The sequence below is a fragment of the Arthrobacter sp. zg-Y40 genome, assembly GCF_020731535.1.
GTDB lineage: Bacteria > Actinomycetota > Actinomycetes > Actinomycetales > Micrococcaceae > Arthrobacter_B.
On record NZ_JAJFZS010000014.1, the window covers coordinates 226362 to 239205 of the forward strand.

General features: G+C 61.5%; 14 protein-coding genes. 2 read left to right on the forward strand and 12 right to left on the reverse strand.

Going from position 1 to position 12844, the window contains the following annotated elements:
* The 4 genes from LJ754_RS14995 to LJ754_RS15010 all read right to left on the reverse strand — a co-directional run bounded on the left by LJ754_RS14995 (position 1) and on the right by LJ754_RS15010 (position 2410).
* Entirely contained in the window at positions 1-567 is a 567-nt protein-coding gene (locus LJ754_RS14995) for a GrpB family protein (RefSeq protein WP_227927185.1), read from the reverse strand.
* Between the two features lie 42 nt (positions 568-609).
* Positions 610-1326: an EAL domain-containing protein gene (locus tag LJ754_RS15000; protein WP_231706371.1), complete on the reverse strand. Its 717-nt coding sequence runs from the start codon at positions 1324-1326 to the stop codon at positions 610-612.
* A 166-nt stretch (positions 1327-1492) separates the two neighbouring features.
* On the reverse strand, positions 1493-2152 hold the full coding sequence (locus LJ754_RS15005) for a hypothetical protein (RefSeq protein ID WP_227927187.1): 660 nt from the start codon (positions 2150-2152) through the stop codon (positions 1493-1495).
* A gap of 9 nt (positions 2153-2161) precedes the next feature.
* A complete protein-coding gene (locus tag LJ754_RS15010) occupies positions 2162-2410 on the reverse strand; it encodes a DUF4177 domain-containing protein (RefSeq protein WP_442860339.1) in 249 nt (82 codons plus the stop codon).
* 148 nt (positions 2411-2558) lie between these two features.
* Here LJ754_RS15010 and LJ754_RS15015 point away from each other — a divergent pair, with 148 nt between their 5' ends.
* Complete coding sequence (locus LJ754_RS15015) at positions 2559-3071, forward strand: PaaI family thioesterase (protein ID WP_227927189.1); 513 nt, start codon at positions 2559-2561, stop codon at positions 3069-3071.
* Positions 3072-3133: 62 nt separating this feature from the next.
* Here the strand turns inward: LJ754_RS15015 and LJ754_RS15020 are convergent, their stop codons facing one another.
* From LJ754_RS15020 to LJ754_RS15040, 5 genes are all read right to left on the reverse strand, one after another.
* Positions 3134-3907: an MBL fold metallo-hydrolase gene (locus LJ754_RS15020; protein ID WP_227927190.1), complete on the reverse strand. Its 774-nt coding sequence runs from the start codon at positions 3905-3907 to the stop codon at positions 3134-3136.
* A 98-nt stretch (positions 3908-4005) separates the two neighbouring features.
* The gene (locus LJ754_RS15025) at positions 4006-4230 is read right to left on the reverse strand and encodes a hypothetical protein (RefSeq protein WP_227927191.1); all 225 of its coding nucleotides are present in this window, start codon (positions 4228-4230) and stop codon (positions 4006-4008) included.
* Complete coding sequence (locus LJ754_RS15030) at positions 4227-4841, reverse strand: ArsR/SmtB family transcription factor (protein WP_227927192.1); 615 nt, start codon at positions 4839-4841, stop codon at positions 4227-4229. Before LJ754_RS15030 ends, LJ754_RS15025 begins: the two co-directional genes overlap by 4 nt.
* 323 nt (positions 4842-5164) lie before the next feature.
* Positions 5165-6265, reverse strand: coding sequence for a fatty acid desaturase family protein (locus LJ754_RS15035; RefSeq protein WP_227913011.1), 1101 nt, complete (start codon positions 6263-6265; stop codon positions 5165-5167).
* Positions 6266-6594: 329 nt separating this feature from the next.
* Positions 6595-7311, reverse strand: a complete 717-nt coding sequence (locus tag LJ754_RS15040; RefSeq protein WP_227927193.1) for a DUF998 domain-containing protein — start codon at positions 7309-7311, stop codon at positions 6595-6597.
* A 52-nt stretch (positions 7312-7363) separates the two neighbouring features.
* Between LJ754_RS15040 and LJ754_RS15045 the strand changes: the two genes are divergently transcribed.
* Positions 7364-7930 carry a TetR/AcrR family transcriptional regulator gene (locus LJ754_RS15045; protein WP_227927194.1) on the forward strand — a complete coding sequence of 189 codons (567 nt, stop codon included), beginning with the start codon at positions 7364-7366 and terminating at the stop codon, positions 7928-7930.
* Positions 7931-7956: 26 nt separating this feature from the next.
* On the opposite strand, the gene otsB is transcribed toward LJ754_RS15045, so the two are convergent.
* The 3 genes from otsB to LJ754_RS15060 form a co-directional block, all read right to left on the reverse strand.
* Positions 7957-8733, reverse strand: a complete 777-nt coding sequence (gene otsB / locus LJ754_RS15050) for a trehalose-phosphatase (protein WP_227927195.1) — start codon at positions 8731-8733, stop codon at positions 7957-7959.
* Between the two features lie 120 nt (positions 8734-8853).
* Complete coding sequence (locus LJ754_RS15055) at positions 8854-9897, reverse strand: CU044_5270 family protein (RefSeq protein ID WP_227927196.1); 1044 nt, start codon at positions 9895-9897, stop codon at positions 8854-8856.
* The gene (locus LJ754_RS15060) at positions 9885-10466 is read right to left on the reverse strand and encodes an RNA polymerase sigma factor (RefSeq protein WP_227927197.1); all 582 of its coding nucleotides are present in this window, start codon (positions 10464-10466) and stop codon (positions 9885-9887) included. The genes LJ754_RS15055 and LJ754_RS15060 overlap by 13 nt, the downstream gene beginning before the upstream one ends.
* Between the last annotated feature and the right edge of the window lie 2378 nt (positions 10467-12844).

Consider the following 12844-nt stretch of genomic DNA (forward strand, 5'->3'; position numbering starts at 1 on the left):
TTAGACCTCCTTGGCTGCCCGCGCCCGGGCCTTGATCGCCGAAATGACGTCGGTTTTAGCGTCGGCGTAGTCGTTCATGTCATCCCACCGCCTGTTGAGCAGTGTTCTTTTGGTCGCCTCGTAAAGGGCGCGGTCCTCCGCATCCGTCCGCAGATGGTCGCGCAGCAGGAGGTAGTCCTCCACGGCGGGATCACCCTGCTCATACAGGTGCACGTGCACGTCCAGGGCCGGCGTCCGGACCAGGCGATGCCCCGGTTCACGTACCCGCAGCTGGTATCCGGCGGCCAGCAGCGGATCGAGGTAGTCCTCTTCGGCGGTGATGTCCTTCACCGCAACCACAATGTCGATGATCGGTTTCGCCGCCAGTCCGGGCACCGACGTCGAGCCCATGTGTTCGATGCCGACGCGGGCTGGTGCGAGGGCGGCCTCGATCCGGTGACGGTGGGTCAGATACACCGCCGGCCACCCGTCGTCGTAGTCGTGCAGCTCAAGCTCGAGCCGCTCGGGGCCGCCGACCAGCTCCACTGTCGTCACGTCGGGCCGTCGCGGTTTTCGGTTGATGCTCACCGGTTCATCCTCTCAGGACGAAATACCTGATCTGTGCAGTCGTTAGAACCCTGCGGCGGCCTCGGGGACAGCGTCCATACGTACCGGCGGAAGTTCTTCAAAGGCCGGCTTCGCGAACCAGTAGCCCTGGAACAGCCGGATGCCCGCCGCCTTAAGCACCCGGAACTCGGCCTCGGTTTCGATCCCTTCCGCGAGCAGCGTGATGCCCAGATCCCGCGCGATGCCGACGATGCCGGCCAGGACAGCCCGGCGGGCCGGGCTGGTATCGATTCCCCGGACAAGTTTCATGTCAATTTTGATTAGGTCGGGCTGGAAGTCGACCAGCAGGCCCAGCCCCGCGTGTCCGGCACCGAAATCGTCCACGGCGGTGGTGAACCCGTGCTTGCGGTATTCGGTGATGATGTTCGTGAGGTGGGCGGTATCCGGCACTTCCTCGTTTTCGGTGAACTCGAACATGATCGAGGACATCGGGAAATTGCACCGCCGGGCCGTATTCAAGGTCGCGCGGAGGCAGGCGGACGGTTCGTAGACCGCCTTCGGCATGAAGTTGATGGAGAGCATCAGCTCCTCGCCGGCCGGGAAAAGGCGCGCGGCCAGCTCGATGGCCTTGACCCGGCAATCCTGGTCAAAACGGTACTTCTGCTCCGGTGACACCCTGGACAGGACTTCGTACGCACTTTCGCCCGCCAGTCCCCGCACCAGTGCCTCGTAACCCCAGACGCGGCCGGCGTCGGCGTCGTAAATCGGCTGGAAAGCCATACTGAAATTGAAATCGAGTTTCGAAGCTGTACTGCAGCCGGCGCAGGCCATGTAGTGTCCCCCTCAGTGAATATGTCCTCCGAATAGTACGGCGGTTTCGCCCCCCGGAGGCCGGAGGCCACCGGGGAGCCGGCATAGCGTCAATCGGCTCCCGGGCACCGGAGTCCTAGTGGCGGAACTTCACTTCCTCGCCGTAGGGGGTTGCCAGCCGTCGCTGAGTAGCGTTCGCCGGGTCTTCCTCCTCGGCCTCGTAGTCGTAGTACTCGCTGGTGACGCCGTAGTCGGGGTCGTACTTGGACCGCACCATTCCGTGGTCTTTTGCCTGCTTGCGGCAACCGGTCCGTACGTCAAAACCCACGTCGTGGTAGGGGGATCCGGTTGAGGGTTCTGCGTATTCGTATTGGGCGGAGAAACTCAGGTCACCCATCTCATACACAAAGGACTGGTAGTCAGCGGAGCTGTCCTCCATGACCAACGTCCACCCCTTCGACTTCACATAGTTCTCCATCGTGTTCATGGCTTCCCCGGCGGCGGCGCTATCGGGGAAACGCCCGCTGGCGAAGGTCCGCACTTCCGTCACACGGTTCATGTCGTGGTCATGGATCGGGTCGAGGCAGCTGCTTTCCCTCGCCTGGTCCACCCTGATAGGTGAGTGGTACCCCAGATCCTCCGCGAGCATCTCCTCGATAAACGGTTCTGTGTCCGCCATGGACTGGGCCGACGGGCGGACCGGTTCGTCATATCCGGCGTATGCGCAGGAAACTAGGCCGGCCGCCAGGACAATCGAGGCCACTGCCAGGGGAGCAGCGCGCTGAACCTTTAGCACTGGGGACGCCTACCGGAGGCTCTCGAAGACCATGGTCGCCTGGATGCGGTCACCACCGCCGAATCCCTTGCTGCCGCTGCTCGCAGTGGTGATGGTATGGAGGCGGTAGCCCTTCGCGGCCTGGTCATTGATGGCCTTCTCCAAAGAGGTTAGGTTCCCGGAGCCGGTTCCCAACAGTTTTTCCTTCAGGGTCTCTTGCAAGACGACATAGTGCGGCAATTTTTGTGTCCTTTTATTTTCGGGTAATTTGGGCACCACAATACTCGATGCAGCTAATGGTGATTCCCGGGAATGCGGGGTGTTTTTGCGGGCGTAGGGGAGTCACATTTCCCGCCCGTAGATACTGCATTCCCAGGCACAACTCTCACTGGCCGTGTCCGTGAATGCCACACCCGAAGGAGACACCATGGTCGATTCCGAAATGCGGTCAAAAACGCTCGAATACTCCCCTGCGGAACGGGACGTCGCGCGCATATTCTCGCGGACCGGGCTCGAGCACCTGCAGGCGCTGGCCGCCGGCGAAATTCCCGGACCGCCGATCAGCAGCCATGTCGGACTCCGTCTGGTCAGCGTGAGTGAGGGCGACGTCGTGATGACGGCGGAGCCGGACGAATCGCACTACAATCCGATTGGCTCCGTCCACGGAGGTTTTTTCGCCACCGTCCTGGACTCCGCCTGCGGCTGCGCCGTGCACTCCACGCTGCCGGCCGGCGTCGGCTACACCAGCCTCGAACTCAAGGTGTCCTTCCTGCGTGCCGCGACCGCGGACACGGGCACCGTCACAGCCCACGGATGGGTGACCAAGGCCGGGCGCAACGCAGCCTTTGTCGAAGCGGACCTGCGCGACGCCGCCGGCCGTGTCCTCGCGACGGCGTCAAGCACCTGCCTGGTGGTGGGTCCCGGGGCGTCGGGAAACTGAGCGGCCTGCGGACCCGGCTCGTCGCATGATCCCGATCAAGCACTACCCTAACGCCTCCCATCTCAGGCACCGGCCGGCCAGAGAATGAAATCGTCGCAGATTAGCCGTACCGGCTCCGGCCCTGCAACATCCAGGGCAGATCGCAGCATGTGCAGATGCTTGATTGTCATCTCAAGGGGCGGCTCGTCAGGCTGGTAGGTCGTGCGTACCGGATAGTCGACGCCCGCCGTGCTTGTCATTTCGATGTGACACCCCACGACGTAGGTCACGGGGTGCGAATAGCAGAACTTGATGAGGCGGTCAATGCTCTGGGAGAAGGCCGGCCAGTCATTGATGTACAGCCGGCCCCGGTACACCGAGTCACCGGTAAAGAGGATCCCGGTCCGCGGGTCGTAGAACGTGACGGCACTACTGTCGTGACCCGGCGTGGGAAGAACTGTGAGTATCCGTCCACCCAGGTCAATTTCGCCGGACTGATCCGGGGCGTCAGCGAACCCAAAGTATTGCCAGGCGGCCATCTGGTGTGCCGGCACGAGCGTTGTGCGGGGGCGGCCGGAGAACTGGGCGTCACCGGCGACGTGGTCTCCATGTGCATGTGTATGCAGGATCAGGAGTTCGTAGGAAGGGTCTACGCCGGATTGACGGTGAAGCCAGAACTCGATGAGTTCGTCGACGACGGCGCGCAGCGGGAAGTGTTGGTGGTCGGCCGTTGCTCCAGTGTCGAGCAGCACCACGCGCTCCTCTCCAAAAAGGAGGAACATGAAGGGAGCCTCGTAATGAACCGCCTTATTCTGCCGCAGGACAACCGTGTTGTCGTCGTACCAGTAGACCTGCACATCGGGGTCCGCATTGTGTTTCGAAGACTCCGACCCATGGATCCATCGCGTCGGTAAAGGACGCGCAACGGGTCCCCCTGCAGATCGAAACTTCATTACTATCGCCACAACAGCAAGTGAAGCCCGCTGTGTGCGACGGCGCTGGCGTCCGTTCGGCGTTCAACGTGCTCCCTGAAGAGCGCCGCCTCCGGCTCCTCGGGGCGGGCCAGCCTGGAACCGGCTGCAATTAATGCCGCCCCGAGGCGGATCAGGGCACGGGAGGTGAACCCCGCATGCACGTTGACGGTGGCGGGCGGGTAGTACCCGAGGCTGGCAGAACTCACGGCTGCTCCTGGAAATCTGTAAGGGGAAAGGCGTTGAAGTGCAGCTGCACTGGGCGGGCCCCGGCTGCTCCGGGTTCACTCCGGTAGGCCTCGAGCTTCTCGTGCAGGATCGCTTCCATGTCGCGGTTGAGCGCCTTGAGCTGGTCCGCTGTCAGGTAGGCGTTGAGCGTGCTGAGCATGGCGGCGTCGGCCCACTCTTCCGGCAGTGCAGACGGGTCGCTTGCCGCGAATGCCGCCAATGCCTCGGCACGGCCCTGGACGAAGTGCCGGTTAACCTGCCGGGACGCCTCCCGGAGGGCGGGGTCTTGTTCCGACGCGGAGGTACTGAGGATCAGGGAGCCGCGCGGACGTTCCCACCACCGCTCACGCGCGGACCCTCGATCCGCGACTTCGCGGACCAGGCCGTGCCGAGCCAGTTGGCGCAAGTGGTAGCTCGTGGCTCCGCTCGATTCCCCGACCCGTTTGCCCATGCTGCTCGCTGTCTGCGGCCCGTACTGGGCAAGGATGTCGAGCAACTGCACCCGAAGCGGGTGCGCGAGGGCCTTGAGGACGGGGCCGTCGAGGGTGCGGTCGCCGTCACGGGCTGGCTGGGGATCAGGCTGCGGGGTCATGCCCTCATCATTGCAGTGCAAAGGTTTATTTGCAAACGTTTCTTTGCACTGCCGATCCGGGGTACGACTCCGCCAGGATCGCAGCAACCCCCGGGACGACGTCGCTCCCCTGCGGGAGAAGCGGTGAGCCTTCCGGAAGGGGCTGGCGACGACGACGGCTCGGACCTGCCAGAACCACAATTGTCCTCACACGCGCCACGGACGGGCTCGGAAGAGCGCCGGCCACACCCGCCTGCCTGTGGGAGATCAGCGAGAACCTCTGCCCCGACGCTGCCACCCCGATGCAGGACCAGCCCCTCAAATAGTGCGGCAGATCGTCCCGGCTACACGCGGTGCGTGCTGGCCAGCGGGCAGGCCCACGTATCCACGCCTCCGCGGCCCACCTTGTTGATGTAGGCGGTGACATCCCGCAGGGATTGGCCCAACGCGGTTTCGGTATACCGCACGCCCAGCTGCTCACAGTGCTGGCGGACCAGCGGGGCAACTTTCCGCAAATTCGGGCGGGACATGGAGGGAAACAGGTGGTGCTCCACCTGGAAGTTCAGGCCTCCCATAAAGGTATCCACCCACCGGCCGCCGGTGATGTTTCGGCTCATCAACACCTGGCGGCGCAGGAAATCGATGCCCGCGTCCCGGGGCGCAATCGGCATGCCGATGTGGTTCGGCGCGAAGGAAATACCCATATACAGGCCGAAAACGGCGAGCTGGACGCCGATGAACGCTGCCCCCTTGCCAGGTGACAGCACTACGAAAACCAGCACCGCATAACTGGCCAGGCGGACACTGATGAAACCGAGTTCCACCCACCGGCGCTTGACCCGGCCGGGTCCGAGTACTCGCTTGAGGCCCTGGACATGCAGGTTGACGCCCTCAAGCAGGAGCAGCGGGAAGAAAAAGTAACCCTGTTTCATGGCAAGCCAGCGTGTGAAACGGTTTTTGCGCGCGTCGGCCGCCTCGGGGGTGAAGGCCAGGACGCCGGGAGCGATATCCGGATCCGTGCCGATCTTGTTCGGTGCAGCATGATGCTTGCTGTGTTTTGAATTCCACCAGCCCAGGCCCATACCGGCAAAAAGGTTAACCACGATCAGTGAGACCCATTCATTCCACTTCGGCGACACGAAGATCTGCCGGTGCGCGGCGTCGTGCCCCAGAAACGCGATCTGTGTCATCAACAGCGCCAGCACCACCGCGGTCACCATCTGCCACCAAGTGTTCCCCAGCAGGACGAAGGCCAGGGCCAGCACCAGGCCAATCAGCGTCAACCCGATCAGCTTGCTCCAGTAGTAGCCGTAGTTCCGGCGCATGTAGCCGGCTTCCTGGACCTGCCGGGTCAAAGCCGTAAAGTCACTGATGTGCCGCTGGCGGGCCGGGCCAGATGGTCGGTGTTTGCCTTCTCCACTCGAATCCACACTGGTACCCGTCATAAGGGCGTCTTCCATAATTCACTCTCATATCGGCGGACAAAGTCCGTGTCATATTAAGGAACAGCACCGAATCCGCTCCTTTGGCTGGGGCGCAGATCCGCTGCTGTGTGCATTTCCGGCTGATGGCCGGCCTAAACTAAGGGTGCTTAGTATATACGGAAGACGGCAACTCCGTTTACACATAGACACGGCGCGCCGCGCTTACTCGGCTGCCAAGCTACGGGCGGAGGAGCGACGAGGTGACCCCCTACGGGGCCGAAGTGGTGGTGGTCCACTTTGTCCTTTTTGAGGACTAGGGTTCGTCGCGGCGTTCTACGAGTCGGGAGGAATCAGAGAGCAAGACTTCCCGTCGGCGCGGAACCGAGATTCGCTTCTTGGATTGAGGTGGTGCTCCGGTGGCCGAGTGTCGTCATCAGGAGGATCACGCCGAGCACGGCACCCCATATGGTGAGGGTATCGAAGGCGAGGCGCTCGGTAATGCCGAGGCCCAGTGAAATCGATGGCCCACCGCTGATCGCATCAATGAAAAGAACAAAACCGGCAATCGAGAGTGTGAGACTCGCCAGGGTCAGGGCTGACGCCCATCGTGCGGCCGCGCTGCCTCTGAGTGCGAAGGCAAGGAAGACCATCCCGATCCACTGCATCAGGGCCTGGGCAAGGGCCACGGCGTCATGAGCCTCCGGGTGAACATCCCAGGCCAGGAAGCCGACCAGCATCACAAGTACACCGCCCGCGGCGAGGAATGACATCGCGGTTTTCCCTGCCCGCTGCCGGGGCCAGGCGGACCACAGCAGGATGGCTCCGACGGCCATGAGGGCTCCGTTGGCGATCGTGGAACCGTTGGCCAGCAGATGGCCGGGGGAACAAATGTATCGCTCAACGCGCGTGCCGGCGTCGAACGTCCTGCACGCAGTCACGCCCAGATCGCTGATGAAATTTGAGGACCAGGAGTACGGGTTTGACCACTGCGCGGCCGCAATTACCTGAGCCGGAAAGGCCAGCAGGCACAGAGTCCATAGCGCGGCGCCCAAACGAAGTCGTGTCATGCCCCGAGCATACAATACGAACGTATGGTTTTGTTCGGAGTAATCTCGAACCATGACCTCGGCGGGCGCGCAGCGCATTCTTACGGCTGTGCAGGACATTCTTGTTGAGCGGGGCCTTGAGGATGTGACGATCCGCAACGTCGCCGCAGCCGCCGGCCTCTCCATAGGTGCCGTCCAGCATCACCATAAGACGAAAGACGATTTGATCATGGCGGCCATGAACGAGGTCTCCAGGAACTTCATCGAGCGGGTGGCCTCCGCCGTGCACCCGGAGGCATCAGCGCGGCAGAATCTGGGCGCGGTGTGCAGGATTCTCGGAGGGGTGGACGACGAATCCCGCACCGCTTCGGTCATTTGGTTGTCCTACGCCTCGAAGGCGACAACCAGCAGCGCAGTTGCCAGCGCCCATCAGGAATCCTGGCGGCTTATGGAAGAAGGCCTGACAACTCTGCTCCGGCAATGGAACCCGGACCTCGCCGAGGATGACGCCGCCATGCTCATGGCGCTGCTCGATGGCCTAGCCATCGCCAGGGTAACCGAGACCGACCGAATGACGTCCGAGCGGGCTCAGCGCCTCCTCGACCAACACCTCAAAGGGCTCGAACCTCCGTCCCGCTAAGGCGATCCAGGAGCGGACACCCCTTACTATCGCACTGCGGCACTGAGTTGCCGCAGCCAAGACTGGAACTGTTCGGGGCTGTCGAAGTGGGCGCCGGCTATATTGCTTACTTCCGGAGCCATGTCAGCGCCGTCAATAACTAGCGCATGCCCGCCTGCTGCGGTTGCCGCTTCGAACGCTGGCATGTCTCCTCTATCATCACCTGCGTACGCGACAGTCTGGATATTCCCAGCATTGATGATCCTCTGAAGGGCAGTGCCTTTGTCCTGTTTGAGGGGCATTCGGAGTTCCTCGACGAACTTGCCGGGTTCATGGCGCAGCCCATGAGTGTCGATCACTTCTTGGACGAGCGGGGTGATTCGTTTCGTGGCGCTGTCACGATCTGGTGCGCGCCGCCAGTGGACAGCGACTGCGAGGGACTTTTCTTCGACGTAGATACCCTCAAGGTTGTCTAGTTCCCGGTGCAACACCTGAGTGGCTGCTCTCACCGCTGTCATCCACTGTTGAGCTTCGGGGACAACCTCGATGCCATTTTCAGTGAGGTGTTCAAGACCGTATGAACCATAAAGTTCTACTCCTGGAATGGATGCCCGCGCCGCCAGAAAGCCGGCAGGTCGCCCGGAGAGGAGCGCTACAACCGAGAGTCTGGTCGCCAAGCTTGAGAGGATCTCCTTCGTGCCTGGCAACAACTCGCTGGCATCGGGATCCTCGGTTATTCGAGAAAGAACGCCGTCAAAATCCATGACCAACCCAGCGTTCTCATTGGCTATCAGAGCTTGCATCACCGTGGTCGCTGCATCCATACATTCACCCTAGCCGAGAGCATTCAGCGCTATTCGGCGGAGACCCGATCCCCACCACAACAGTCCCGTGCCATTCCAGCGAGGACAGCAACAGAAAAGCTGTCCCGCTCACGGATCCCCTCATGGAGCGGAGTCCACCACGGAAGTCCGCACCGATCGCCAGGACGAAACGGTACCGGCGGGGGCGCCGTCGTAATCCTGCAGCGAAACAACCTGCTCACCGATCACCAGTCCCGTGGCAGGATCGATGACGAGATCACTGCGCCATATGCCATCGAGGCTGACCATGCCGAGGGCGACGCCCTCCCTGCCGTCGGCCATGACCACGCTGCCCACAGCGTCGACGCCGGGAATCAGCGCGGCGGCCCGGTACAGGGCTACACGGAGATCCGACGGGATCACGCCCGTGCGAAGGATTTCCTTGACCATCTCAAAGGCCTTGTCGTCCGGGGTCCCACGGTCCTTCGTGTACTCGTATATCCGGTCGAGGAGCTTGGCCGGATCCCGGGGCAGCCCGCTGGTATCGGCCGGCGGCACGCCAAGTATCGTGTAGCCGGCACCGTCGAAGTCACCGCCCGGCGCCCGGAAAACCCCCACCATGGCGGCTTCTGTTCGCGGATCATTAACCGCCCGGTTGCGGGCGAGTTCCTTGACCACCTCGGGTGCCGAGTCTGCCGGAACCTGAGCTTCCCGGTTCCACACCCACTCACCCTCCAGATCGGAGGGAACATAGAGCTGATCGCGGGAAAGCGCCTCCCAGGAAAGCACTACGCCGTCCGCCGCGAAAGTGTTGGAGAACAATTCCTCCCTTTCGATTTTCAGATACTGCCCCGGAAGGAGCACCGGATCCGCGGTACTCATCGCGGCCGCTTCCACGTCATCAAGCAGTTGGGTTGCCTCCGCTGTTGCCCGGCCGCGATCGGGCAGAACGACGTCGGCCGTCACCAGGACGCCGACGAGGAAGGCCGCCGCTGCCGCCAACAGAGTGATGCGGCGGCGCGCCTTGCCGCGGCCGGCTGCCCGAGGCGGTGCCACGACTGCGGTGTCCACGGAGGAAACAACCCCTATGCCTGCCAGAACTTTGTGGCGGTGGCGGGCCAGTGTTGCCGGCGGCGGGGAGGCAATGCCGCTGCGCATTCCGCGGAGCAGTGTCATTTCGTCCATGCTTGTTCTCCTTTGTCTGCAAGCTGCACGGCGTCAAGCGCGCTGCGCAGGGTCCGCCGTGCCCGGTTCAGACGGGACCGGACGGTACCGATCGGAACGTCCATAGCGGCGGCAATACCCTCGTAGGTCAGGTCTCCCCAGGCATAGAGAAGCAGCGTGTCCCTGTCGATGACGGGCATCGACTTCAACGCCACGGCGATCAGGCCTGTGGCCACCAGGGCATCCGTCTGGGCAGCGACCCTGTCGGATTCATCCGCCACGGAGTCCCGCAGACCTGCCTTCGCTGCGGCTTTCAGCATCCTGGCTTCTGTCCGGTGGTGTCGACGCAGCAGGTTGGTAGCGATGCCGAACAGCCAGGGCCGCGCGTCGTCGTGGTCGTAGTCGTAGCTCTCGAGCCGTTCCCATGCGACCAGGAAGGTTTCGGCAATAACATCGTCGGCAGCGAACTCCCCTGCCCGGCGCGCTGCATACCGGTAAAGGCCGGCAGCGTGCCTGTCATACAGTTCCCCGAAGACGGCCGGGTTGTCCCGGGCAAGGCGAATGATTTCGCCGTCAGTGTCTGTGCTCACACTATGTATTGCCCGAACATCGCTTTAGGGTTCACGGACCCAATACCCGCACGGCTCTCACTCAGGATGTCGGATTTCACCTGACCACTAATGGAACCAGCAGTTTTTTGAACACCAGTCATCACTGCATTCACAGTTTGGTTGCCTGCCCCAAAGCCGACCTCAGGCCACCCCTTGGCAGCACACGGCGAGCTATGACAAAAGCCCAACACCCGCCGCTCAGCAACGGTAAGAGCACCCAAAAAACAAAAGCCTGCCCGAGTGTCATGGAACCCACAACCGCCTGCCACAGGACAGGGACGGCTAACGCCGCTAGCGTAGCCGCGAGAAAACAGGTGCACAGAGCAATCCACGGCGGCCGACTAGATGCCGCATGCATCAGAAGAACAACCGGTCCCCCCACGAGGAGTGAAAAAATAAACCAGGGAACTGCAACCCATGCAGCGAAGATAAAACCCATGCCAGCAGGACCGAAATCATCCGTGGCACCGGGTGGACTCATCACAACCAACACCCAGACAAGCCCGCCAACAGAGACAGCATTGAGCCATGCACCACGAAAATAAAGACGCCAGCTGGATCCTGACACTCCTCGTTCTATGTGGGCTCCCGTCTCTTTTTCATTGGACACGTACCAGAACATACAGGAGCTCGGACGCCAATCCGTCTGATCGGACGCCTCCGAGTTCCCGTTGATGATCAGAAGAAACTCTGGCATCGGCGGTAGCTGATTGGTTGTTGCTCGACGCGCCCCATACTGTCAGTTTCTGAAACGGTGAGTTCTGCGCCAGTTGCATTCCAGTCCAGTGTGTAGGACCCTTCTTCGATTGGCCGGTATCCGTCGTCAGTGCTCTATGTCTGCGATTGGTGTTCAGCTTCCGCTTCTCCAATTGGATCTATCAAATAAGTGAAAGCTGAACGTGCCACGCGAAGAGACTCGTGACATGCGTGGATAAGTTCCTGAATGGACGGCTGAGGGCAGCACACTCGTCGAAGCCAGTGACACCGCTGGAGTATCACTGGATGATGTCATCGCGATACTGCGCAACATTGGGACTGCATCGTCTGAAACAAACAAGGGTGACGATGAAGTGCAGTCTCCTTTAGTCCCCAGGCGTTGGACGCCGCTAATTAGTAGCAGCTCGCAGTGATCCTTGTCTTGAATTGCACGCATTACCCCATTTCGCCCGCGAGAATGTTACCCATAAGGCGTTTGGTGATCCTCCTGCGCGCTGGCATTATGGCCCACCAAAATAAGGGCACCCGAACGCTCGTCACACCGGGAGTCATCGGGCTGAATAACCTGGACATGTCATGGATAAAGCAGCACTGAAGCGCGCTGGAGCCCAATGGCGTATTAGATCCTGTTGTACAGTCGGTCATAAATCACCGTGGGGTAAGTTCGCGAGGCGAGGTTATGATCACTAACGAATGGAGGGGATTCGATGCGGTCGACCAGGACTCTGAAGCACATCAGTGCAGGGAGCTTCATATCAGCTCTGACATTGTCAGTTTTCCTATTAAGCGGTTGTGGCAGTAGTAGTAACTCGGAAGCGCCGACAGCGACGCCCAGTCCGACGGCGAGTCAAAGTTCGACAGCAAGCCCGAGCCCAACGCAGAGGCCCTCTGCCACGCCGACGGCCTCTGAGCCGGTGTTTGAAACACCGGCGGCAGAAGCGCCGGCCGCTGAGGCTCCCGCTCCTGTTCCACCTCCAAACCCGGCGATTAACCCCCAGCCGGCTACTGTGGAGTTTGTTTCGGCGGAGGAAGCCGTAGAAATCATTGCGGAACACCTCCAGTACAGTCCCGACCTTAGGTATGACGTTACCGATAATGGGGACGGGACCTACAGTGTGCAGGTCACTGTTCTGTCTATCGTGGCGCAGGGAGGATCCGGGGACGCAGGGACATACCTGGTGAGGCAGGATCGAGCCTATTTCTTGAAGTAGATCGAGAGGCGGGCCTGAGGCTGTTGCGACAGGTCCTGGAGTCCGTTTCTCTGTTTAAAGAAGCGATCTTGCCACCACCCCTATGGTGATGCGTCCGTAAGCAGCCACGACATTTGCAGTAGTTCAGTCATCCTCAGAGTGTTTCAGAGGAAAGTTCGCCGGTTAGTCGATCCTTCCTCGATGACTCCGGATGGTTTGATGTGGTGCGGCAGAGGCTGGCTAGGGAACCCTGCTGGTCATTAGTCTCGGCCGACGGCGAGATCCTCGCCAAGGGCCGCTGTACGTTTGCGCCGGCCTAACTGCCGTTCGCTGCAGAGACCGTTGAGTAACACAGGTAAGACTTCCTTGTCCGGTAGGGTGGGGGCGTCGCGCCGGTGGGGCGCGAGGGAGAGGTTCGGGGGGGAACGTTTTGCTTCGGAGACCGTCAGT